Origin of the sequence: Enterobacter cloacae complex sp. I3, from assembly GCF_014896175.1 — a bacterium.
Classification (GTDB): domain Bacteria; phylum Pseudomonadota; class Gammaproteobacteria; order Enterobacterales; family Enterobacteriaceae; genus Enterobacter; species Enterobacter bugandensis.
Genome location: NZ_JADBQZ010000018.1, coordinates 36,280 through 60,249, shown reverse-complemented (window position 1 = coordinate 60,249; position 23,970 = coordinate 36,280). Strand labels below are relative to the sequence as shown.

The following is a 23,970-nucleotide window of genomic DNA, read 5'->3' as shown; positions in this document are numbered from 1 at the left end:
ACTGACTTTTTCCCGGCATCAAGGATCAGGCAATGAAACTCATCGGTAGCTACACCAGTCCCTTCGTGCGAAAAATCTCGATTCTCCTGCTGGAGAAAGGGATTGAATTTGAATTCGTTAATGAACAGCCCTACAACGCCGAAAACGGCGTCGCGCAGTATAACCCGCTGGGGAAAGTTCCGGCGCTGGTGACGGACGAGGGCGAATACTGGTTCGATTCCCCCATTATTGCGGAGTATGTCGAACAGCTGGGCATTGCCCCGGCAATGCTGCCGTCTGACCCTAAAGCGGCGCTGGCGGTGAAGCAAATTGAAGCCCTGGCCGACGGCATTATGGATGCAGCACTCACCTCCGTTCGCGAGCAGGCAAGGCCCGCCGCCCAGCAGTCAGAAAGCGAGCTGCTGCGCCAGCGGGAAAAAATCAGCCGCAGTCTGGATATGTGCGAAAAGCTTATCCGGGAGGGCAAGATCCACACCGACAGCCTGGACCTGGCAACCATCGCCATCGCCTGCGCCATCGGCTATCTCAACTTCCGCCGGGTGTCCCCTGGCTGGTGCGTTGACCGTCCGCTGCTGGTGAAACTCGCAGAAACGCTCTTTAGCCGCGAGAGCTTTGCCCGCACCGAACCGCCAAAGGCTTGACGCGGGTTATAACACTTCGGCGTCGGAGGCGGTACAATCCCTCCATATGTTAACTCCCTCTCCCGTCGGGAGGGGGGAAGATATTTACTCGCCAGGCGCTTTCATGACTACTCATCATTCGCTGTACAGCCAGATCCCCGCGACCGACCGACTTCTTCGCGAGCCCCGCATTCACGCTGCCGTTGAGCGCTTCGGCCATACCGCGACGGTGGAGATGTTACGTCTGCTTCAGGATGAAGCCCGAGGCCATATCCAGGCCGAAAACGCCTTGCCCGACTGGTGCGCAGCGTGGGAGCAGGAAGTTGAGCATCGGCTGGGCGAGAAGGCGCAAAGCGCGTTACGCCCGGTGGTCAACCTGACGGGGACCGTGCTGCACACCAACCTGGGACGCGCCCAGCAGGCGGAAGAGGCGGTGGCTGCGGTCGTGCAGGCCATGCGCTCGCCGGTGACGCTGGAGTACGATCTGGACGGCGCCGGGCGCGGGCATCGCGATCGCGCGCTGGCGGATCTGCTCTGCCAGCTAACCGGTGCGGAAGATGCCTGCATTGTGAATAACAACGCGGCGGCGGTGCTGCTGATGCTGGCGGCGACCGCGAGCGGCAGAGAGGTGGTGGTGTCCCGCGGCGAGCTGGTGGAGATTGGCGGGGCGTTTCGCATCCCGGACGTGATGCGCCAGGCGGGCTGCACGCTGCATGAAGTGGGTACGACTAACCGTACCCATCCGAAAGATTATCGCGCGGCGGTGAATGAAAACACCGCCCTGCTGATGAAGGTCCACACCAGCAATTATCATATTGAAGGCTTCACCAAAACGGTTGAAGAGGCCGAGCTGGCGGCGATTGGGCGTGAGCTGAATATTCCGGTGATTGCCGATCTCGGCAGCGGTTCGCTGGTGGATCTCAGCCAGTACGGGCTGCCTAAAGAGCCGATGCCGCAAGAGATGATTGCGGCGGGCGTGAGCCTGGTCAGCTTTTCCGGCGACAAACTGCTGGGCGGGCCGCAGGCCGGAATCATCGTCGGCAAGCGCGAGCTGATTGCGCAGCTGCAGCAGCACCCGCTCAAACGCGCCCTGCGGGCCGATAAAATGACCCTTGCCGCGCTGGAGGCGACGCTGCGCCTCTATCTCCACCCGGAGAAACTGGCCGACCGCCTGCCCACGCTGCGCCTGTTAAGCCGGGATGCCGCCTCGATTCGCGCCCAGGCCGAACGGCTGCTGCCGCGCGTTGCCCCGCACTACCCCGATTTTGACGTTCGCATTGAGCCCTGCCAGTCGCAAATTGGCAGCGGTTCGCTGCCGGTGGACAGGCTGCCGAGTCAAGCGCTCACCTTCACCCCGCGTGACGGGCGCGGTAGCCGCCTTGAGGCCCTGTCGTTGCGCTGGCGTGGCCTGCCGACACCGGTTATCGGACGGATTTACGACGGCCGCATGTGGCTGGATCTGCGCTGCCTTGAAGATGAAGAGCGATTTCTGGAGATGTTGTTGAAATGATTATTGCCACCGCCGGTCACGTCGACCACGGAAAAACCACGTTACTGCAGGCAATTACCGGCATAAACGCCGATCGTCTGCCGGAAGAGAAAAAGCGCGGCATGACCATCGATCTTGGCTATGCCTATTGGCCCCAGCCCGATGGCCGCGTGCTGGGCTTTATTGATGTTCCGGGGCATGAAAAATTTCTTTCCAACATGCTGGCGGGCGTGGGGGGCATCGATCATGCCCTGCTTGTGGTGGCCTGCGATGACGGCGTGATGGCGCAAACCCGTGAGCATCTGGCGATCCTCCAGCTGACAGGCAACCCGCAGCTGACCGTGGCGCTGACGAAAGCCGATCGCGTTGACGACGCGCGCGTCAGCGAGGTGCGCGAAGCGGTGCAGGCGACCTTACGGGAATATGGTTTTGCCGATGCACCGCTTTTTGTCACCGTAGCGACAGAAGAGCGCGGTATCGGCGAACTTCGCCACCATTTGCAGCAGCTTTCGTCGCGAGACCACGCCAGCCATCACCGCTTCCGTCTGGCGATTGACCGGGCGTTTACCGTCAAAGGTGCGGGGCTGGTGGTCACCGGTACGGCGTTAAGCGGTGAAGTGAAGGTGGGCGATAGCCTCTGGCTGACGGGCGTTAATAAACCGATGCGCGTGCGCGGCTTACATGCGCAAAATCAGCCTGCGGAGCACGCCCACGCCGGGCAGCGGATCGCGCTCAACATTGCCGGGGATGCGGAAAAAGAGCAGCTTAACCGCGGCGACTGGCTGCTGGCCGACGCCCCGCCCGAGCCGTCTGAACGCGTCATCGTCTCCCTGCAGACAAACGTCCCGCTGACCCAATGGCAGCCGCTGCATATTCACCACGCGGCCAGCCATATCACCGGGCGCGTGTCCCTGCTGGAAAACGATCTTGCCGAACTGGTTTTTGATTCGCCGCTCTGGCTGGCGGATAACGACCGTCTGGTACTGCGGGACATTTCCGCACGGGAAACGCTGGCCGGGGCGCGGGTAGTGACGCTGAACCCGCCGCGACGCGGCAAGCGTAAGCCTGAATACCTGCAATGGTTGGCTGCGCTTGCACAGGCTCAGGATGATAACGCCGCGCTGCGGGTGCATCTTGAGCGCGGGGCCGTGAGCCTGAGTGATTTTGCATGGGCACGCCAGCTGAGTGGCGAAGGGTTGTATCAGCTGACCCAACAGCCGGGCTTTATTCAGGCCGGCAACAGCCTGCTCGATGCGCCGGTTGCGGCAAACTGGCAGCGTAAGATCCTGAACACGCTCGCCACTTACCATGAACAGCATCAGGATGAACCCGGTCCTGGTCGCGAGCGCCTGCGACGCATGGCGCTGCCGATGGAAGACGATGCGCTGGTGCTGCTGCTGATTGAAAACATGCGCGAAAGCGGGGTGATTAAAAGCCATCACGGCTGGCTGCATCTGCCGGATCACAAAGCCGGGTTCACCGCAGAGCAGGAGGCAATCTGGCAAAAAGTGGCCTCGCTGTTTGGCGATGAACCCTGGTGGGTTCGCGATCTGGCGCGTGAAACGAACACCGACGAGCAGGTGATGCGCCAGGTATTGCGCCATGCGGCGCAGCAGGGGCTGATAGTCGCGATCGTGAAAGATCGTTATTACCGTAACGATCGCATTGTGGCGTTTGCTAACCTGATCCGCGAACTGGATCAGGCGCGCGGCTCCACCTGCGCAGCCGATTTCCGCGACCGGCTGAACGTTGGCCGCAAGCTGGCGATCCAGATCCTGGAATATTTCAACCGCATCGGTTTTACGCGTCGCCGGGGTAATGACCATCTGCTTCGCGACGCGCAGCTGTTCCCCTGAGCGCTACGTGCGGCGGGAGAGTTTTTGTTTTGCCAGCCATACCGCGCCCAGCCTTCCCGCCTGGTTACCCAGCTCGCAGGGCAGAATGGGCACCTTGAGCGCCTCCCACTCCTCGAATCGCTGCAGGTACTTATCGAGCAGGAGATAGATTTTCTCCTGCTCGCTTACCCCGCCGCCAATCAGCACTGCCTGTGGATCGAACATCGAGATTACGCTGTAAACGCCGCGCGAGAGGCAATGGGCCCACTCCTCAATGGCCTCACGCAGATGCACGTCGCTCTCCATGCGTTTAAACAGTTCCTCGCCGTCAGGCATCTCTTCTTCTGATACGGCCAGCGCGCGGCGGCAGGCTTTCATCAGGCCGCTGGCCGACGCCACGTCATGCATGGGTTCGCCGTTATTACCCACGGGCAGCACGCCAAATTCGCCGGCGCGGTAATGCGACCCGCGATAAAGATCGCCTTCCATCACAATCCCGCCACCGATGCCCGTGCCGATGGTGATGCAGACGAAATGCTCGTAGTCCTTACCCGCGCCCTGCCAGCGCTCGCCCAGCGCCGCACAGTTGGCGTCGTTTTCCACGGTGACGGGAAGGTCGGTCAGCCCGGCGAAGAGTTCGCACAGGTTTTCGCCGTCGAGATAGTCGAGTGCGCCCGCTTTTGCCGCTTCGCCGCTGTGGTGGTTAATATGGCCGGGAAAGCTCACGCCGATACCGACGATGTCGTGTTCGTCCTGATACGCTTCAACTACCGCTTTCCACTTCTTTTTGAAGGTGTTTTTATCCTCAGGAGTATCGTACTCGTCCGTCGTCAGCTCCTCGCCATTTTCATCAATCACGCCGTGTTTGATGTGGGTTCCGCCTACGTCAAAACCGATAAACAGCTGCATCGCATCGTTCCTCATGAGCCCTTGAGCTGTTAAGTATGGCTCAGTGGCAGAAACGAAACGTAAAGTACGGTAATCCGTGATACGGCTCGTAAACCCGTCACCCACTGGCGAGAAAACCGCCAGCCGGGACTACCCTTGTTGTACACCAACAGCAAGGAGACGGTCATGACAAACAATCCTCCCTCTTCGCGTATCCAGCCCGGCGAGTATGGTTTTCCCCTCAAGCTGAAGCCCCGTTATGACAATTTTATCGGCGGCGACTGGGTGGCCCCCGTCGACGGCGAATACTATTCCAACCTGACGCCCGTTACCGGCCAGCCGCTGTGCGAGATTGCCAGTTCCGGCAAGCGGGATATCGATTTGGCGCTGGATGCGGCGCACAAAGCGAAAGATAAATGGGGCCATACCTCCGTTCAGGAGCGCGCGGCCATTTTGTTCAAAATCGCCGACCGGATGGAGCAGAATCTGGAGCTGCTGGCGACGGCGGAAACCTGGGATAACGGCAAGCCGATCCGGGAAACGATGGCGGCAGACGTGCCGCTGGCTATCGACCACTTCCGCTATTTTGCCTCCTGTATTCGCGCGCAGGAGGGCGGAATAAGCGAGGTAGATAGCGACACCGTGGCGTACCACTTCCACGAGCCGCTGGGGGTCGTCGGGCAAATTATTCCGTGGAACTTCCCGCTGCTGATGGCGAGCTGGAAAATGGCGCCCGCGCTGGCCGCCGGGAACTGCATTGTGCTTAAACCGGCGCGTTTAACCCCGCTCTCTGTCCTGCTGCTGATGGAAATTGTTGCCGATCTTCTGCCGCCGGGGGTGATTAACGTGGTGAACGGCGCGGGCGGTGAGATAGGGGAATATCTGGCCACCTCAAAACGGATCGCTAAAGTGGCGTTTACCGGGTCGACGGAAGTGGGCCAGCAGATTATGCAGTACGCCACGCAAAACATTATTCCGGTGACCCTGGAGCTGGGCGGGAAGTCCCCGAACATCTTCTTCGCGGACGTGATGGAGGAAGAGGACGCTTTCTTCGACAAGGCGCTGGAAGGGTTTGCGCTGTTTGCCTTTAACCAGGGCGAAGTCTGCACCTGCCCAAGCCGCGCGCTGGTGCAGGAGTCCATCTACGAGCGCTTTATGGAACGGGCCATTCGCCGCGTCGAGTCTATCCGCAGTGGTAACCCGCTCGATAACGTTACGCAGATGGGGGCGCAGGTCTCGCATGGCCAGCTGGAGACTATCCTCAACTACATCGATATCGGCAAGAAGGAAGGGGCGGATATCCTGACCGGCGGTCGCCGTAAGGTGCTCGGCGGAGATCTGCAGGAAGGGTATTACCTTGAGCCGACGATCCTGTTCGGGCAGAACAACATGCGCGTCTTCCAGGAGGAGATTTTCGGACCGGTGCTGGCGGTGACTACCTTCAAAACGATGGAGGAGGCGCTGGAGATTGCCAACGACACGCCGTATGGCCTGGGGGCGGGAGTCTGGAGCCGCAACGGCAACCTGGCCTATAAAATGGGCAGAGGCATTCAGGCGGGACGCGTATGGACCAACTGCTACCACGCCTATCCGGCTCACGCGGCATTTGGCGGGTATAAGCAGTCGGGCATCGGGCGTGAAACGCACAAGATGATGCTGGAGCATTACCAGCAGACGAAATGTCTGCTTGTCAGCTACTCCGATAAACCGCTGGGGCTGTTCTAATCGCCCAGTTCAGGCCGTCCATGGACGGCCTGAGCAATTTGCTGGCGCAGGCAGTTGAGGACGCCATCCAGAACATATTGTACGCGCCAGGGCTGATATTCGCGCTTGCGGAAGATGGCGGTCAGATCGAGCCACCACTCTTCCTGATGCGGGAAACAGGGGACCAGCGTGCCTTGCGTTAATTCCTTCTTCAGGCTTTCTTTCGGCGCGAACACAATGCCAAGGTTATTTCTTGCCAGCTCCAGAGCCGTCTGGGTATTGTCGCAAATATAGTTTCCGGTTACCCGATAATCATGCACATCATCACTGCCATGCATGCGAAAACGCCAGATGTTGGCGTCATCGACCAGCATGGAGTCGATCAGAATACAGGAGTGATTAATTAAATCTTCAGGTCCGGTTAAAGGATGTTTATTTAAATATTCCTGGGTTGCGAATGCAGTGACGGAATATTTTGCTAACACGCTGGCGACCAGACTTTCATCTTTCGGTTGCGCATAGGTAATTAAAATATCACAGTCATCCGGGAAGGACACACCTTCTGAATATTCGTTGCGGTCCAGGTTGTAGGTTTTAAGGGAAATGCGAATGTCCCCGATGTCCTTTATCTGGTGGATCACGTGGCGCGCGAGATAGGTCACAATGCCCGTTGGGGCGTAAATCGTGACTTTTCCACGCTTTTCATGCTTATAATCGGCAATGAAATTAATAAGTTGCGTGTTTTTGTTCAGCGTGGCGTCGACATAGGGGAGCAACGCCTCACCGAACTGCGTCAGAGCGAGCTGGCGGGTCGTGCGCTCAAAAACCTTAAGCCCAACCCGCGTTTCAAAATCCGAGAGATATTTACTGACGTTGGCCTGCGCCATGCCCAGCAGGGCGGCGGCATCACCAATGCTGTGGGTGGCTGCGATGACGGAGATTATTTTTAACTCGCGTGGCTTTATCTGTAATTTATTCATCATGCGCACCCATCTATATGATTTTATATATAATATTATATAAACTGCAGCGTTGCACCGGAAAATTTGTAACCATTATTATTCGCCCCGCTTATTTGGCGTATAAATGGATTACTTCACATGACTATTAAATACAATTTACTGATTGCTGCCACGTTATTTGCAACCTCTTCTGCAATGGCCGGTGACTTTTCACTTGGCGCGGGGGCCGTATTTAATGAGTCTCCTTATAAAGGCTATAACGAAAATACCACCGCGGTGCCGTTAATTAGCTATGAGGGCGATCGCTTCTATGTTCGCCAGACCACGGGCGGATGGATCCTGTGGAAAGACGCAAAAAATGAACTCAGCCTGACCGCATCCTGGATGCCGCTGCATTTTGATCCGGATGATAACGACGACCACCAGATGAAGCAGCTTGATGAGCGTAAAGCCTCTGCGTTCCTCGGCGGTGCGTACTACCACCACGAAAGCTGGGGTTCTCTGAAAGTGGCGGTTTCAGGCGATGCCACGGATGAAAGCGGCGGCGTGGTGGGCGAGGTATCCTACTTCCGTCCAATCAGGATGGAGCGTTTGACCCTGACGCCTTCTGTCGGTGTTTTTTACAGCGACGAGAGCTATAACGACTACTACTACGGCGTATCCGGCAGCGAGTCACGCCGCTCAGGTCTGGATCAATACACCGCCGGCGACAGCTGGACGCCCTACGTTGGTCTGGTAGCTAAATATCAGTTAACCCAGAAGCTGTACCTCAACGCCAGCGCCGTCTACACCGTGTTGCCTGATGACGTGAAGAACAGCCCGATGATCGACCGCGATGATAGCTTCGCGCTAATGACCGGCCTGACCTGGCGCTTCTGATGCGGTAAAGCCGGGCGACGGCGTTGCCTTGCCCGGCCTACGATCTTGCCTGCATTTTTATCTGCAATACAACGTATTCCTTTTTCATTTCTCGATGCTTCTTCCTGTTCCGCCAAAACACGGCTGCACTGATGTTCCTTATGCGCTAATGTGATTCGACCCGATAGCAATAGTGTGTATCATGTGTATAATCATGGAAGGGCTGGGATGTGAAAAGTGCGGATGTCATTACCGTTCTGATCGGCCACGGCTGGAAATGTGTCAGAACGAAAGGAAGCCATCATCAGTTTCGCCATCCCGAACAGAAAGGGCTGGTTACTGTCCCACATCCTAAGAAGGATATTAAACCGGGCACGCTCGCGCAGATATGGCGGCAGGCGGGAATTAAACACTGATATCAGGAGTAGTTATGTTTTATCCGGCTTACATTCATTCTGACACCGACGGTAGCGCCAGCGGCTTTTTTCCTGACGTTCCAGGCTGTTTTTTTGCAGGTGATTCCCTGGACGACGCTTTTCAGGATGCACGTGAGGCGCTCACCGCGCACTTCGAAGCGCTGTTTGAAATGGATGAAGCATTGCCTCTTCCGGGGAATGTCGAAGTGCACCTTGAAAATCACCCTGACGACTTCACGGGCGGGCAATGGTTGCTGGTGGATATTAATATGAGGCAGTTTGACGGCAGAGCCGAGCGTATCAACATCACGATGCCTCGACGTTTGCTGGTAAAGATTGATTCCTTTGTCAGCGAGCATCCTCAGTTCGGTAATCGAAGCGCATTTCTTGCTGAGGCAGCACGTCGCGTGCTGCCATAGCGTTCAACCTCTCCCGTGGGTGAGGGCAACAGACCGCCGCTATTCAGCCTTCATCCACCCATATCCGCATTTCCCCTTCTCCCCGGTTAGCCCAGCTAAACCACGGAATAAAGGTCAACGTCCGGGGCTGGCGCTGTACCGGCGAGCGGTCGTACTGCCACAGCGCATCCGTTTCCTTCATGTGACACCCAATTCCCTCTGTCTGTATCAGCATCTTATGCGCGAAAATGCCTTTGCCTTCATACACCCGGAACTCGCTATCTCGGGGCAAGGAGAGGTTATGCAGGTTGGCGCCGTTATCAGCTTCTTCCATGCAGTAAACCAGCGGCCCGCGCTGTAGCGCGACTTTACCCGCCTGCTGGCGCACCTGGGGGTTACCGTACACGCGGCGGACCGGCATCGGTAGCGTCAGGGTCAGGGTGTCGCCTTCCTGCCAGCGGCGGTTGAGGTAGAGGTATCCGCGTGACGCTTCACCGGTAATGGCTTCGCCATTCAGCGAAACGGCAGGCTCCGCGCACCAGTCCGGCAGCCTGAGTGCCAGCGTGTGGGTGACCGGAACCGACGAGGTGATTTCGATCTTCACCTGCTCCTGCCACGGATAGTTACCGCTAATGCGCAGCTGTAGGGCGTTATCGCCCGCCGGAATGGCGACGTCGTTCCCCACGTACAGGTTTATCAGCAGCGCATCCGGGCGAACGGTATAAATGTAGTGCCCCAGCGAGGTCAGCACGCGGGCGATATTCGGCGGGCAGCAGGCGCAGCCGAACCAGCGCTGACGCACCGGCTTCACGTGGTCATAGATATGGTTAAAGGCCAGCGTTTTCGGATGCACTTCCAGTGGATTGACATAAAAGAAATGCTTACCGTCCAGCGCCATCCCGCCCAGCACCGTGTTGTACAGCGCGCGCTCCATCACGTCGGCGTAGTGGCCGTCTGCCTCCATCTCCAGCATCCGGCGGGCGAACATCATCAGGCCGATTGAGGCGCAGCTTTCGGCGTACACCGTATCGTTGGGCAGATCGTAATCGCTGCTGAACGCCTCCCCGCTGCTCTGCGAGCCAATCCCGCCGGTAATGTACAGCTGGCGCTGCGCCATGTTGTTCCACAGACGCAGACAGTCCCGGCGTTTCCCCTCGTCGTTGCTCAGGCGCGCCAGATGCGCCATGCCCGCCATCAGATAGACGAAACGCACGGCATGGCCGACGGCCGTTTGTTGTTCCGCAAGGGGCAGATGCGCCTGGCTGTAGGCTTTGTCCTTGACCATCCACGCCGGACCATAGGTGTTCCAGTAAGATGTTTTGCCGCGCTTCTCGTATTCGCTATCGTAGAAGTGAGGCTGCGCGCCGCGTTCTTCAATAAAGTATTTCACCAGATTGAGATAACGCGGCTCCTGCGTGACGTCGTACAGCCGCATCAGCGCCAGCTCGATTTCCGGGTGACCAGGGTAACCGTGTAGCTGTGTTTCTCCCGGGCCAAACACGCTGTCGATATGGTCCGCCAGCCTGCACACCACGTCCAGCAGGCGACGTTTTCCGGTTCCCTGGAAATACGCCACGCCCGCTTCAATCATATGCCCGGCGCAGTACAGCTCGTGGCATTCGGCCAGATTCGTCCAGCGTTCCTCGGGGGCTTTTACCGTAAAGTAGGTGTTGAGGTAGCCATCTTCACACTGCGCCGCCGCGACCAGCTCAATCACCTCGTCGGCGGTTTTTTCCAGTGCTGCATCCGGCTTCTGGCACAGCGACCACGCCACGGCTTCGAGCCATTTCGCCACGTCGCTGTCCTGAAACACCATCCCGTAAAACTCCCCCTGTTCCAGCCCGGCCGCGATGCGGAAGTTAGCGATGGCGTGGCTGGGTTCGGCCTCCGCCACGCGGTCGTTAAGCGCATCCCACTGGTAAGGGATCACCACGTCACGGACCAGCCGTTGATATTGCCCGAGAAACGGATCGTTGATTTTCAGCTGGTGCAGGTCGGGTTCCATTATGGACATAGCGTTCTCCTCAGGACGGTACGTGACGCTGGCGCAGGTCGGTGGAAATGCGCGACATCATTGGGTTATTAAGCCTGCACCAGCGGATAGCGACCGCCAGCAGCAGATGGAAAAGGGCAGGCAGCAGCGTCTCCATGGCGGTGATGCCGTGCAGTGAGGCTGGCGTCTGGTTGCCCGCGCCTGGCTGATAGGCCACGGCAATAAACACCAGGCTGATAATCCCGGCGCTGGACGCCCACGCAAGCTTGATGAAAAACAGGTTGAAGGCGAAGTTCATGCCCGACGAACGCACGCCGGTTTTCCACTCGCCGTAGTCATCGGCAAAGGCCATTAGCGAGAAGTGCAGCGGCAGGGTGAAGCCCAGGATCACGCCGTTGCTTAAAATGACGATCAGCCATAGCGTCTGGTGCGCCGGACCACCCGGCAGAAACCACATGCCCACCGCAAGCGCAGCGAGCACCAGGTTGGTGTAGTAGTAGAGTTTGACGGTATCAATACGGCGCGACAGCGGGCTGACGATCACTGCGCCCAGAATAGCGGCAAAGGTCACCATGGTGAAAAACAGCGAGGTGTACGCCGTGCTGCCCTGAAGCACGTAGGTGATAAAGTACATATATCCACCGCCGCGAATGTTGAAGACGTTGATCAGCAGAAACGACATCAACAACATCAGCAGCAGCTGATCGTTTTTACGCAGGCCCGCCAGGTGCTCGCGCAGGGTGAATTTGCCCATCAGCGCCAGCGGAACGCGTTCACGAACCCAGAAGAAGCAGCACAAGAACATCACCACGGCGATAGCGCACAGCACGCCAACGCCCAGTTGATAACCCTTCGCGGCATCGCCCTGACCCAGCTCCGCTACCAGCCACGGCAGGCCAACGGAGACCAAAAAGCCCGCCACGCCGCACAGCACAAAGCGCCAGGACTGGCAGGCGATCACCTCGTTGTGGCGGGTGGTCATGGTGTTGATCAGCGCGCAGTAGGGCACGTTGATGGCGGTATAGCCCACGGATAACAGCAAATAGGTGCCGAACGCCCAGGCGATTTTCACGCCCATGCTGGCTTCCGGAACGGTGAAGGTCATTACGCCGATAATGCCTATCGGGACGGCGACCCACAGCTGCCAGGGACGAAATCGGCCCCAGCGGCTCTGCGTGCGGTCAGCAATGACGCCCATCACCGGATCGGAAATGGCGTCAAACACGCGAAGGGCAATAAACAGCGTGCCCACCAGCGCAGGGGTGAGACCAAATACATCGGTATAGAAAAAGGTCAGAAAGTTCATGATCAGGCAGGTAATTACCGTGCCGCCCGCATCGCCCAGGCCGTAGCCCATTTTCTCGCGGACGGACAGCCGGTCATCGACTTTCTGTTTTGCAGCGTCTGCGTCTGTAATCGGTGTGGAAGTCATGAAGTAACTCCTCGGAGATCGAATTTATTATCGTATTTATGCTGGGTACCTCTTTATTCTGCATCGAACGGGAAGGCCAACAAGGGAAGGGAAAAGTATAAAAAGGTGACGATTCCGACCTGATGATAAAAATGTGATTCCGATCGGACAGATATTTTAATATTGATTAATAATCAACGGGTAAGTCGAATATTAACGACAATAAAAGCGGAATGGTGAATATCCATGCTCGAATTATCCATAGCGCTTCCGGTTAAGGTTCAAAATGGCGGGCTATTTATCTCCCGCGGAGTGGGCCGCCACCCTGCGCGAAAATTAACATCGTGGGAGATTATTTTTGTCGAAAAAGGGACTTTAACGATCCAGGAAGAAAATCATGTTTTTGATGTTAATGCGGGAGAGAGTTTATTGCTCTGGCCGCAGCGTCGGCATGTGGGCGTGGAGGATTTCCCGGCGGACCTGCGCTTTTACTGGCTGCATTTTGAGGTGGAGCCGCAAGATCCAACGTTACCCAACGCTGCTCCTCTGGCAATAGAACAACACTGCCGCGTAAGGGATGCGGAATATGTGATTGCGCTCTTTCGTCAATTCCTCAGCGAGCAGGAGAAATTACGGCGTAGCATGGCGCTGGAGATGATTTTATTATTGATTTTACAGCAGGTGTCGAACTCTTCAGGATATGAAGACAGCGCAGATCAGGCCGGCGCGGCGATGGCATGGAAGGCAAAACAGCTTATTCGCACGCAGTTTCATTTACCGATATCCACCTCGCAGCTGGCAAAAGCGTTGCACTGTAATGCAGATTATCTCGGGCGCGTCTTTCGCCGGACTTTCCATTTAACCCTGACGGAGGCGATACATCGCCAGCGCGTCAGGGCGGCGGAAAAACTCCTGCTCAACGACGCTGCGTCATTAACCGAGGTCGCAGCGCGCTGCGGCTTTAACGACGTGGGATATTTCCGGCAGATATTCTCGAAGCATACCGGGTTAACCCCCGCCGTCTGGAAACGGCGGTACTGTAAGGAGCATATTAATTCCGGTTGATTACTGCCCGTAATAGGCGTTCGCCCCGTGCTTGCGCAGATAATGCTTGTCCAGCAGCGCCTGCTGCATAGCCGGTAACTGTGGTGCGAGCTGGCGTGAGAACAGGCCCATATAGGCGCACTCTTCATCAGCCGCGTGCAGGGGATCGCTCCGTAGAAATAGTCTGCGTGTGTCGTGCCCCAGGCGGGTAAATCCTGTCCCGCCTGCGACCAGATGGTGGCGTGGCGGGAATGGGTATGTACGATGCCGCCAATCTCCGGATAACGGCGATACAGTGCCAGATGGGTTGGTGTATCAGAGGAGGGTTTTTTACTGCCTTCGACCACCAGACCGGTGGCAATGTTCACCACCACCATATCCTCCGCCGTCATCACGTCGTACTCCACGCCGGACGGCTTGATGACCATCATGCCGCTTTCGCGATCTCCATTTCGTTGTCGACGTCCCGCATGAAGCAGGTTGGCGAGAAAAACCTGCTCAAGCCTCTGCGCGAAACGGCAGAGGCGATATCAAAAGAGCTGGGTTTTAACGTGCGTGAGGGGTAGCGTGTTACTGGCTGCCTTCGTGCCACGCTTTTTCAATTTCTTCGGCGAGAATTTTGACGCCCGCTTCGATTTTTGCCGGATCGGGCACGTAGTTCATGCGCATGCACTGGTGCGTGTGCGGCCACGGCTTATCCAGACCCGGAAAGAAGTAATCGCCCGGCACCATCAGCACGCCACGCTTTTTCAGTCGCTGATAGAGCAGTTCTGTAGTGATCGGCAAATCCTTAAACCACAGCCACAGGAAAATCGCTCCTTCGGGTTTGTGGATCAGGCAGCGTTCTTCCGGTAAGTAGCGGCGAAGCGTCGCAATCGTCTCCTGAACGCGCTGGTAATAGAACGGTTTGATGACTTCATTAGACAGACGCAGCAGGTCGTTGCGTTTGATCATTTCGCACATCATCGCCGGGCCGATACCGCCTGGTGAAAGGCTGATAATGCCGTTCATATTGGTAATGGCGGTGATGATTTTCTCGTTGGCGATGATGATGCCGCAGCGGCTGCCCGGCAGACCCAGCTTGGAGAGGCTCATGCACAGGACAATGTTCGGGTTCCACAGCGGACGAGCTTCGCTGAAGATAATGCCCGGGAACGGCACGCCGTAGGCATTGTCGATCACCAGCGGGATGCCGTGCTGGTTCGCCAGGACATCCAGCTTCATCAGTTCGTCGTCGGTAATCACGTTGCCCGTTGGGTTCGTTGGGCGCGATACGCAGATCATCCCCGTCTCTTCACCAATATGCAGGTGTTCAAAATCGACGTGATATTTGAACTGGCCTTCCGGCAGCAGCTCGATGTTCGGGCGCGCGGAGACGAACAGATCCTCTTCCAGGCCGGAATCAGCATAGCCGATATACTCCGGTGCCAGCGGGAACAGCACCTTTTTGGTGGTGCCGTCGGCACGACGCCCTGCGAAGAGGTTAAACAAGTAGAAAAACGCGCTCTGGCTGCCGTTTGTTAGTGCAATATTCTGTGGTTCGATATCCCAGCCCAGCTCTTCACGCAGCATTTTGGCAAGGAGAGTCAGTAGCTCGGTTTTACCCTGCGGACCGTCGTAATTGCAGAGCGCATCGGTCGCTTTGCCGTTTTCCAGCATCTGCGCGAGCAGCGTCTGGAAATAGGTTGTCATCTCCGGAATTTGCGCCGGGTTTCCGCCGCCGAGCATGATGGCACCCGGTGTGCGCAGCCCGTCGTTGAGGTCCTCCATCAGGCGTGTAATGCCTGAATGGCGGGTGAATTTGTCGCCAAAAAGTGAAAACGTCATAGCAGGTGTTCTATCGAGCTTATTTTGAAAGTGGGTAACCATAACGCTAGCACTGTGCTGGTGCAAATCGGGAGATGTGGTCGGATTTGTTGTTTTGTATGGCCGAGAGGGATTTTTGTAGTGAATAGTTCTGGTGGGTTTCACCCCTCACCCCCGGCTCACTCCCCATGCGGGAAAAGGGCCAGGGTGAGGGGGGGGTAATTATTGATTACCCGCCCATACCACCATCACCTTATCGCCCTTGTGCTCGCGCACGAAGCCGTACGCCTCTTTCAGCGAAAGCGTGGTTTGCTTGCCTTCACCGATCGCCGGATGGCGGGCGCGGAACTGGCCCAGCGTTTGCCAGTGGGCGACGGTTAAGGCCTGCTTGCCCGTCACGTCCTGCCAGTTCATATCCGAGCGTGTACCCTGCAGCGGGTCAGACCCCGTCGGGCCAAACGGACGCTCGGATTCATCACCGTAATAGATTTGTACGCTGCCCGGTGCCAGCAGGAGCAGCTCCGCAGCGCGCTGGCCTCCTTCGCGGAACAGGCGTGTGTCATGGGAGGAGAGATAGCTCAGCACGTTGAAGCTTTGCAGCTTTTCCGCCATCTGCTGCCAGGTGAGATCCATATCGGCCAGGCAATCCACCGCTTTTGCCGCCTGCTCCTGATAATCAAAGTTGATCATCGCGTCGAAACCGTGGCGGTAATAGTCGCTTTGCATCACTCCGTGACCCCAGGACTCGCCGGTCATCCAGAACGGTGCGTTATCGAGCTTTTTGTCCGGGTTGGCCCCTTTCCACGCGGCCAGCGCCTGACTAGCCTGGTCCTTTAACTGTTGCCAGGCCGCAAGCTCGACGTGCTTCGCGGTATCCACCCGGAAACCGTCGATGCCGTAGTCGCGCACCCACTGGCTGAGCCAGTGGGTGAGATAGTCGCGCGGGGTATATCCCGGGATGGCTTTCGCGTGGGTATCGGGCTTGTGTTGGTAGAAATTGGGTAGCCCGGAAGGGGCGGTGGATTCCGTTTTCAGATCCGGTAGGAACGCCAGCGACATGGTTAAATCGTCGAAGCCGGGGTTGTCGTAATCACCGATGTCGGTGCGGATCCATTTTTTGCCCCACCATTTTTCCCATGCGGCTTTATCGCTAAAGTTGATGTAATCGTTGAAGCTATGCCAGCTTTGGCCCGCGCCCGGCTTCCAGTCCGTCCAGCGGTCGCCCAGGGTCTTTTTCAGCTCATCACCCTGCAGATACAGCGCGCCAAACTGGTACTCCTGCATGTCCGCAAGCGTCGCGTAGCCCGCGTGGTTCATGACGATATCGAACAGGATGCGAATGCCGCGCCTGTGCGCTTCATCAACAAGATGGCGCAGATCATCCTCGGTGCCCATGTTGGCATCGAGCTTCGTCCAGTCCTGGGTGTAGTAGCCGTGATAGGCATAGTGTGGGAAGTCCCCTTTGGTGCCACCGCCTACCCAGCCGTGGATCTGCTCAAGCGGGGAACTTATCCAGAGCGCGTTCACCCCCAGTTGCTGTAAATAGTCGAGCCTGCTGGCGAGCCCTTTGAGATCGCCACCATGGAAGGTGCCAATTTCCTGCATGCCGTCTTTGTGGCGACCGTAGCTGTTGTCGTTGCCCGGGTCGCCATTCACAAAGCGGTCGGTTAGCACAAAATAGACGGTGGCGTTCTGCCAGCTAAACGGCGCTGGTTTGTCGGTTTCGGCGCGCTCAAGCAGCAGCAGGCCACCACTGCTGGCGTCTGGCTGCAGGGTTATGTTTCCGTTCTGCACCGTCGCGGTCTGTTTGCTGTAGAAATCACGCACCACGGTGCCTTCCGGGAAGGTATGGCTGACGTCCAGCGTCAGCGGTTTACCGTCCCACTTCGGGCACTGGCGGATAACGCTTGCAACCGGCAGTTTTGCGGTGCTCTGAATTGTCAGCAGCAGCGTGGGCGTGCCGGATCGGGTATCAATCCGCATCTGGTATTCACCGTCGCGGAAAAGGCGCCACTGCGGCGGAGACCCGTCGCAGGGCTTGAGCGACAGCATCTCATTGAGTTTTATCGCCTCCGAAGGCTGCCAGCACGTCTTGTCAAAACCCAGCGTCAGAGGACGCGTACCCTTCGTAAGCTTTGCCTGGCTGGTGAAAACCCCGGTGCCTTCGGCGCGAAATGCGTTAAACCCCGGCGATGACCAGTCGGCATGTGCCAGAGCGGGTAACATCAGAAAAGCTAATGCGGTGCGTTTCATTCCATTTTCCTGTCGCGGCATTTTTGACCAGTGTGCCATCAGGTTGTGGTTAAAAACTCATCCCCCATCGCTTTCTGTCGGGAGGATCTGTGAGGATGAGTGATCCCGCGCGAAATGAGACAGTTATCTGCGATATCGCACACATTTTTTCAGGAATGATGTTTTTATGAGCAAGTTTCAGGTGACATAGTTTCGGATTTGGACTATTTCTATACGTGCTCTTGAAGTCTATTTTTGATATGATTTGAGATTCCGCTCTCAAATTTGTGAAAAAAATAAGGTGTTGGGATGATTACATCCGACCAGGAGACCTAATGATATCGACTCCCATTCGACGATATGGGGCCGCGATACTCATGTTACTCACCACGACATTTTCGGGTGGGGTGCTTGCGAAGACGCACACGGATACAACGAGTAAGAAAGCCCACGTAATAAAGACGACAAGTAGTAAGGTTAGCAGTAAACAAGAGTATTCTCGCAATAGTGCAAAGAGTAGTTCACTTCCTGATTTGCGAAAATACCCTTCCGGAACACCAAGAAAAAAAGCGTTTCTCCGGACGGTAATGCCTTACATAACAAGTCAAAATGCCGCGATTACGGCGGATCGTAACTGGTTAATTTCAAAACAGTACGATAGCCGCTGGTCGCCGTCTGAACGCGCGCGTCTGAAAGACATCACGAAGCGCTACAAACTGAGCTGGAACGGTAACACGCGTCGCGTACCGTGGAATGCTCTCCTTGAGCGTGTGGACATTATCCCAGGCAGCATGGTAGCGACCATGGCAGCAGCCGAAAGCGGCTGGGGAACGTCTAAGCTGGCGCGTAATAACAACAACCTGTTCGGCATGAAATGTGCGAAAGGGCGTTGTAATAATGCGCCCGGCAAAGTGAAGGGCTATTCTCAGTTTGAATCAGTAAAAGATTCCGTGAATGCTTACGCGGTGAATCTTAATACGCACCCGGCCTACTCATCGTTCCGCAAATCACGCGCTCAGTTGCGTAAAGCGGATCAGGAAGTAACGGCCAGCGCAATGATTCACAAGCTAAAAGGTTATTCGACGAAGGGAAATAGCTATAACAACTATCTGTTCGCTATGTACCAGGATAACCAGCGCTTAATTGCCGCCCATATGTAATCTTAAAAAACGCCTTCCAGTGGAAGGCGTTTCCTTTTCTATATCAGCACCTCGCTGTGGCGATCCCGGTACTCTTTCGGCGTGGTGTCATACTCTTTGCGAAACACCGAATAGAAATACTGCAGCGACGGATAGCCGCACATCTGCGAGATTTCGTTGATCGACAGTGACGTGGAGACAAGCAGGCTGCGGGCCTTCTCCAGCTTCTCCGCATGAATGACGGCATGAATGGTTTCGCCCACCTCTTCTTTGAATCGCTTCTCCAGATTCGAGCGGGAAATGCCCACCGAGTCCAGGACCTGATCGACCTTAATCCCTTTGCAGGCGTGGTTGCGGATATAGTGCATGGCCTGAATGACGGCCGGGTCGCTTAGGGAGCGATAATCGGTTGAGCGACGCTCAACGACGCGGACGGGGGGAACCAGCAGGCGCTGAAGCGGCAGAGCCTCTTTATCCAGCAGACGGTGCAACAGCTTTGCCGCCTGATAGCCCATCTGGCGCGTGCCCTGTGCTACGGAGGAGAGCGCCACGCGGGACAGGTAGCGGGTCAGTTCTTCGTTATCAATGCCAATCACGCACAGTTTTTCGGGCACCGGGATATGCAAATGTTCGCAGACCTGCAGCACGTGTCGGGCCCGGGCGTCCGTAACGGCAATAATGCCGGTTTGCGGTGGCAGCGTTTGCAGCCAGTCCGCCAGGCGGTTTTGCGCGTGCTGCCAGTTTTCCGGTGCGGTTTCCAGCCCCTGATAGACCACGCCGCGGTACTTCTCCTGTGCGACCAGCTGGCAAAATGCATGTTCACGCTCCACGGCCCAGCGCTTGCCGCTGGTGGCGGGTAAACCATAAAACGCGAAGCGATGGACGCCTTTCTCCTTTAAATGGAGAAAGGCGGCCTCGACCAGGGCATGGTTATCGGTGGCGATGTAGTGGACCGGCGGGTAGTGTTCGGGTGAATGATACGAGCCGCCGACGCCCACAATCGGCACGTCGACGTCGGTCAGCAACTGCTCGATGATGGGATCGTCATAGTCGGCGATGACGCCATCACCCAGCCAGTCTTTGATGTTCTCCAGACGGGTGCGGAAATCTTCTTCAATAAAAATATCCCATTCGGATTGCGACGCCTGCAAATATTCACCCACGCCTTCTACCACCTGACGGTCGTAGGCTTTGTTGGCATTGAATAACAACGTAATGCGGTGACGCTTTTCAAACATGGCTCGCTTCCCAATTAAGTCACAATGCGGTTATCAGGCTCGTCGCTTGGTGGCAGAGTCCATCCAGACTGCCAGTAAAAGAATGGCCCCCTTGACGATATACTGCCAAAACGTCGGGACGTCCATCATACTCATCCCGTTATCCAACGACGCCATGATAAATGCCCCCATGACCGCGCCCGCCACGCTACCGATACCGCCTGCGAGGCTGGTGCCACCGATGACGCAGGCAGCGATAGCATCCAGCTCGGCGATGTTACCGGCGGAAGGAGAGCCTGCCCCCAGACGCGAGCTGAGGATCAACCCGGCGATAGCGACCATCAGGCCGTTAATGGCGAAAACCACCAGCTTGGTACGTTCAACGTTAATACCCGACAGGCGAGCAGCTTCAAGGTTGCCGCCGATGGCATAAATACGACGTCCAAATGCGGTGCGCGTCGCCATAAACATGCCGCCGAGCAGTAACAGCGCCAGCAGCAGTACCGGCGTCGGAACGCCGCGATAGTCGTTAAGAAGCCAGATGGCGCCCAGCACAATGACCGCCGTCAGCGCCTGACGTCCTACCACGGACGTTGACGCTGGCGACGCAAGACCCAGCGCCTGACGGCGTATACGTCCACGCCATTGCCACGCGACAAACGCCAGCAGTCCCACCACGCCGATAGTAAAGCCTATGCTGTCCGAGAGGTAACTCTGGCCAATTTGCGACATCGCCGCGCTGGTCGGGGAGACGGTCGTGCCGTTAGTGATACCGATCAGGATCCCGCGGAAGGCCAGCATTCCCGCCAGGGTGACGATAAACGATGGCACCTTCCGATAGGCAACCCACCAGCCATTCCAGGCCCCTAAAACCAGCCCCAGTACCAGCGTAACCGCCACGGTCAGCGGCAGCGGCCAGCCGAGCCAGACGTCAAAAATGGCCGCCACGCCGCCGAGAAGACCCATCATCGACCCGACCGACAGGTCGATTTCCGCAGAGATGATCACGAACACCATGCCCACGGCCAGGATGCCGGTGATGGCGGTCTGGCGGAGCAGGTTTGAGACGTTACGCGCGCTTAAGTACGAGCCATCCGTCATCCACGTGAAGAACAGCATGATGACGATAATCGCCGCGATCATCACGAAAACCTGCAGGTTCAGCGCTTTTAGCCCCGCGAACGCGCCGGGCGACGGAACAGCGACTTTGATATCAGACGGATTGCTTTTCGACATGACGTTCGCTCCTTAAAGCGGCTTCCATCACCTGCTCCTGCGTCAGGTTCTGGTTAATCAGGTTGGCTTTCAGTTTCCCCTCGTGCATGACCAGCACGCGGTCGCTCAGACCGAGCACTTCGGGTAACTCAGACGAGATGACAATGACGGCAATTCCTTGCTGTACAAGCTGATTAATCAGTTTGTAGATTTCGTATTTGGCACCGATATCGATCCCGCGCGTCGGCTCATCAAGGATTAATATGCGTGGATTGAGGAGCAGACAGCGCGCCAGAATCGCCTTCTGCTGGTTACCACCGCTCAGTCGGCCAATCGCCAGTTCCGGTGAGGAGGTTTTGACCTTAAGACGGGCAAGCGACTGGAGGATGCACTGCTGCTCAGCGGCATCATCCAGGCTGCTCAGCGTGCCGGAGAACCGATCGAGTGCCGCAAGGGTGATGTTTTTACCCACCGCCATGACCGGTACGATGCCGTCTTTTTTGCGGTCTTCCGGCACCATGGCAATGCCGCGAGCAATCGCCTGCTGGCAGTTGTCGATTCTCACGGGCTGGCCGTCTATATATATCGTGCCCTCCCAGCGCCCTGGCCACACGCCAAACAGGCACTGCACGGCTTCGGTACGCCCGGCACCGACGAGCCCAGCAATCCCAAGAATTTCGCCGCTGTGAAGGGAAAACGAAACGTTATTGACCCGCTTAATGTGGCGGTTAACGGGGTGCCACGCGGTCAGGTTTTCCACGCGCAGCACTTCACCGCCCGTAGTGTGGGGCTCATTCGGGTAGAGCGCGGTCAGCTCGCGGCCCACCATCATGGTGATGATGTCATCTTCACTCATGCCCGCAGCTTCACGCGTGCCGATGTGTTGCCCGTCGCGGATCACGCAGATGGTGTCCGAAATGGCTTTTACCTCGTTCAGCTTGTGCGAAATATAGATGCAGGCGATACCGTGGTTTTGCAGATCGCGGATGATATTGAGCAGAACCGCAGTTTCCTGTTCGGTGAGTGACGCCGTTGGCTCATCGAGGATCAGCAGCCTGACCTGTTTATTCAGCGCCTTCGCAATTTCGACCAGCTGCTGTTGCCCCAGCCCCAGATCGCCCACGCGGGTATCCGGTGAAATGTTGAGGCTCACCTGCGCCAGCAGCTTTTCACAGCGGAGCGTCATGGTGTCGTAATCCAGCACGCCGTGGCGGGAAATCTCGGCTCCGAGGAAGATGTTCTCCAGCACGGTGAGATGTTTCACCAGCGCCAGCTCCTGGTGGATGATGGCGATGCCTTTACGTTCGGTGTCGCGAATGTGCGTCGCCTGGATGACTTCACCGGCAAAGACAATTTCGCCTTCGTAACTGCCGTGCGGGTAGATCCCACACAGGACTTTCATCAGCGTTGATTTGCCCGAACCGTTCTCGCCACACAGCGAAACCACTTCGCCAGGGTTCAACCGGAGACTGACGTTGTCGACGGCTTTCACCGCGCCGAAGCGCTTGGTGATGCTTTTCATTTCAAGTAAATAAGGCATAACTGCTCCACATAACCCGAGGGAAGAACAGTACAACGTGATGCGCCCCCGCAGAGCAGGGGCAGCGCCGGATTACAGTTCGCTCTTCTTGTGGAAACCGTCTTTAATAACGGTGGCGTCAATGTTCTCTTTATTGACTTCAATTGGCGTGAGCAGGCGAGCCGGAACGTCTTTCAGGCCGTTATTCAGCGTTGCATCTGCTTTAGGTTGCTTACCGTTGCCCAGCTCAACGGCAATTTCCGCCGCCGTATTGGCAAGTTCGGTAATCGGTTTGTAGACCGTCATGGTCTGAGTACCTGCGATAATGCGTTTTACGCCCGCCAGGTCGGCATCCTGACCAGAAATCGCGACTTTACCGGCCAGTCCCTGGGCACTCAGAGCCTGAATAGCCCCGCCTGCTGTGGCATCGTTGGAGGCCACGACAGCATCAATTTTGTTGTTATTAGCCGTCAGCGCATTTTCCATAATCTTCAGGGCATTTTCTGGTAACCATCCGTCGGCCCACTGATCGCCGACCACCTTAATTTTGCCGCTGTCGATGTACGGCTTAAGGACCTTCATTTGCCCTTCGCGGAACAGTTTGGCGTTGTTATCCACCGGCGAACCGCCCATCAGGAAATAATTGCCTTGAGGCACTTTGTCGATCAGGCTTTGCGCCTGTAATTCGCCCACCTTTTCATTGTCGAAGGAAATATAATAATCAATATCGGCGTTATTAATCATGCGGTCATAAGCGAGAACTTTTATGCCTTCCTGCTTCGCTTCTTTCACCACGTTACTTAATACCTGGCCGTTATAAGGGATAATGACCAGAACATCGACTCCCCGGTTGATCATATTCTCGATCTGCGACATTTGCGTTTCTTCATTGCCGTTAGCCGACTGAACAAACACATTCGCACCGAGTGATTCCGCTTTTTTCACAAAAATATCGCGATCTTTTTGCCAGCGCTCCAGACGCAGGTCATCAATCGCCATGCCAATTTTGACCTCCTTGGCATGCCCTGCAAAGCTTACAAGGAGGAGCGTAGTGCAGAGTGTTAGGGTCAGGTTCTTTATCTTCATAATTATTAGGCCTTTTTGTAGGGGTATGTGTTGCTGAGATAAAAGAAACATTCACTGCTGGGTCGCAGCAAATTTTTAACGCGGAAAGGCGGGCTGGCAATTACAGATTTTTATCTTCTCATTACGATATTTGGTTTA

The 23,970-nt window shown here is 56.5% G+C and carries 19 protein-coding genes and 2 pseudogenes; 10 read left to right on the top strand and 11 right to left on the bottom strand.

Features of this window, described 5'->3' with window-relative positions:
* Positions 1–32: 32 nt before the first annotated feature.
* From IM271_RS15270 to selB, 3 genes are all read left to right on the top strand, one after another.
* Entirely contained in the window at positions 33–641 is a 609-nt protein-coding gene (locus IM271_RS15270; protein WP_045260044.1) for a glutathione S-transferase, read from the top strand.
* Positions 642–744: 103 nt separating this feature from the next.
* A complete protein-coding gene (gene selA / locus IM271_RS15265; RefSeq protein ID WP_193052822.1) occupies positions 745–2,130 on the top strand; it encodes an L-seryl-tRNA(Sec) selenium transferase in 1,386 nt (461 codons plus the stop codon).
* Positions 2,127–3,965, top strand: a complete 1,839-nt coding sequence (selB, locus tag IM271_RS15260) for a selenocysteine-specific translation elongation factor (protein ID WP_193052821.1) — start codon at positions 2,127–2,129, stop codon at positions 3,963–3,965. Before selA ends, selB begins: the two co-directional genes overlap by 4 nt.
* Positions 3,966–3,968: 3 nt before the next feature.
* Here the strand turns inward: selB and IM271_RS15255 are convergent, their stop codons facing one another.
* Complete coding sequence (locus IM271_RS15255; RefSeq protein WP_193052820.1) at positions 3,969–4,853, bottom strand: ROK family protein; 885 nt, start codon at positions 4,851–4,853, stop codon at positions 3,969–3,971.
* A gap of 165 nt (positions 4,854–5,018) precedes the next feature.
* On the opposite strand from IM271_RS15255, the gene aldB reads away from it, so the two are divergent.
* A complete protein-coding gene (gene aldB / locus IM271_RS15250; protein ID WP_041911639.1) occupies positions 5,019–6,557 on the top strand; it encodes an aldehyde dehydrogenase AldB in 1,539 nt (512 codons plus the stop codon).
* Here the strand turns inward: aldB and IM271_RS15245 are convergent.
* Positions 6,554–7,519 carry a LysR family transcriptional regulator gene (locus tag IM271_RS15245; RefSeq protein WP_193052819.1) on the bottom strand — a complete coding sequence of 322 codons (966 nt, stop codon included), beginning with the start codon at positions 7,517–7,519 and terminating at the stop codon, positions 6,554–6,556. The genes aldB and IM271_RS15245 overlap by 4 nt on opposite strands.
* Before the next feature lie 117 nt (positions 7,520–7,636).
* Here IM271_RS15245 and IM271_RS15240 point away from each other — a divergent pair, with 117 nt between their 5' ends.
* From IM271_RS15240 to IM271_RS15230, 3 genes are all read left to right on the top strand, one after another.
* Positions 7,637–8,377: a MipA/OmpV family protein gene (locus IM271_RS15240; RefSeq protein WP_193052818.1), complete on the top strand. Its 741-nt coding sequence runs from the start codon at positions 7,637–7,639 to the stop codon at positions 8,375–8,377.
* A 209-nt stretch (positions 8,378–8,586) separates the two neighbouring features.
* Positions 8,587–8,772, top strand: a complete 186-nt coding sequence (locus IM271_RS15235) for a type II toxin-antitoxin system HicA family toxin (RefSeq protein WP_041911637.1) — start codon at positions 8,587–8,589, stop codon at positions 8,770–8,772.
* A 14-nt stretch (positions 8,773–8,786) separates the two neighbouring features.
* Positions 8,787–9,191, top strand: a complete 405-nt coding sequence (locus IM271_RS15230) for a type II toxin-antitoxin system HicB family antitoxin (RefSeq protein ID WP_045630266.1) — start codon at positions 8,787–8,789, stop codon at positions 9,189–9,191.
* A 43-nt stretch (positions 9,192–9,234) separates the two neighbouring features.
* On the opposite strand, the gene IM271_RS15225 is transcribed toward IM271_RS15230, so the two are convergent.
* Together IM271_RS15225 and IM271_RS15220 are read right to left on the bottom strand one after the other, a co-directional pair.
* Positions 9,235–11,184, bottom strand: a complete 1,950-nt coding sequence (locus IM271_RS15225; RefSeq protein ID WP_193052817.1) for a glycoside hydrolase family 127 protein — start codon at positions 11,182–11,184, stop codon at positions 9,235–9,237.
* Between the two features lie 10 nt (positions 11,185–11,194).
* On the bottom strand, positions 11,195–12,595 hold the full coding sequence (locus IM271_RS15220) for an MFS transporter (RefSeq protein WP_062935829.1): 1,401 nt from the start codon (positions 12,593–12,595) through the stop codon (positions 11,195–11,197).
* 225 nt (positions 12,596–12,820) lie between these two features.
* Between IM271_RS15220 and IM271_RS15215 the strand changes: the two genes are divergently transcribed.
* Complete coding sequence (locus IM271_RS15215; protein WP_126300642.1) at positions 12,821–13,639, top strand: AraC family transcriptional regulator; 819 nt, start codon at positions 12,821–12,823, stop codon at positions 13,637–13,639.
* On the opposite strand, the pseudogene IM271_RS15210 reads toward IM271_RS15215, so the two are convergent.
* Positions 13,640–14,064 (bottom strand): annotated as a pseudogene (locus IM271_RS15210) (class II aldolase/adducin family protein); the annotation flags it as partial.
* Between IM271_RS15210 and IM271_RS15205 the strand changes: the two are divergent.
* Positions 14,044–14,184, top strand: a pseudogene (locus IM271_RS15205) (IclR family transcriptional regulator C-terminal domain-containing protein); the annotation flags it as partial. The pseudogenes IM271_RS15210 and IM271_RS15205 sit on opposite strands and share 21 nt — an antisense overlap.
* Before the next feature lie 4 nt (positions 14,185–14,188).
* Here IM271_RS15205 and avtA read toward each other — a convergent pair.
* Positions 14,189–15,445 (bottom strand): valine--pyruvate transaminase, encoded by a 1,257-nt coding sequence (avtA, locus tag IM271_RS15200; RefSeq protein WP_045260029.1) that lies wholly within the window; start codon positions 15,443–15,445, stop codon positions 14,189–14,191.
* A 201-nt stretch (positions 15,446–15,646) separates the two neighbouring features.
* A complete protein-coding gene (locus IM271_RS15195) occupies positions 15,647–17,677 on the bottom strand; it encodes an alpha-amylase (protein WP_193052816.1) in 2,031 nt (676 codons plus the stop codon).
* A 314-nt stretch (positions 17,678–17,991) separates the two neighbouring features.
* Between IM271_RS15195 and IM271_RS15190 the strand changes: the two genes are divergently transcribed.
* Positions 17,992–18,816 (top strand): protein bax, encoded by an 825-nt coding sequence (locus IM271_RS15190; protein ID WP_045630274.1) that lies wholly within the window; start codon positions 17,992–17,994, stop codon positions 18,814–18,816.
* Positions 18,817–18,854: 38 nt separating this feature from the next.
* On the opposite strand, the gene xylR is transcribed toward IM271_RS15190, so the two are convergent.
* From xylR to xylF, 4 genes are all read right to left on the bottom strand, one after another.
* Entirely contained in the window at positions 18,855–20,033 is a 1,179-nt protein-coding gene (gene xylR / locus IM271_RS15185; protein WP_041911622.1) for a D-xylose utilization transcriptional activator XylR, read from the bottom strand.
* 33 nt (positions 20,034–20,066) lie between these two features.
* Positions 20,067–21,248, bottom strand: coding sequence for a xylose ABC transporter permease XylH (gene xylH, locus IM271_RS15180; RefSeq protein WP_193052815.1), 1,182 nt, complete (start codon positions 21,246–21,248; stop codon positions 20,067–20,069).
* A complete protein-coding gene (locus IM271_RS15175) occupies positions 21,226–22,767 on the bottom strand; it encodes a xylose ABC transporter ATP-binding protein (protein WP_193052814.1) in 1,542 nt (513 codons plus the stop codon). The genes xylH and IM271_RS15175 overlap by 23 nt, the downstream gene beginning before the upstream one ends.
* 72 nt (positions 22,768–22,839) lie before the next feature.
* Positions 22,840–23,832, bottom strand: a complete 993-nt coding sequence (gene xylF / locus IM271_RS15170) for a D-xylose ABC transporter substrate-binding protein (protein ID WP_041911619.1) — start codon at positions 23,830–23,832, stop codon at positions 22,840–22,842.
* Positions 23,833–23,970: the final 138 nt, after the last annotated feature.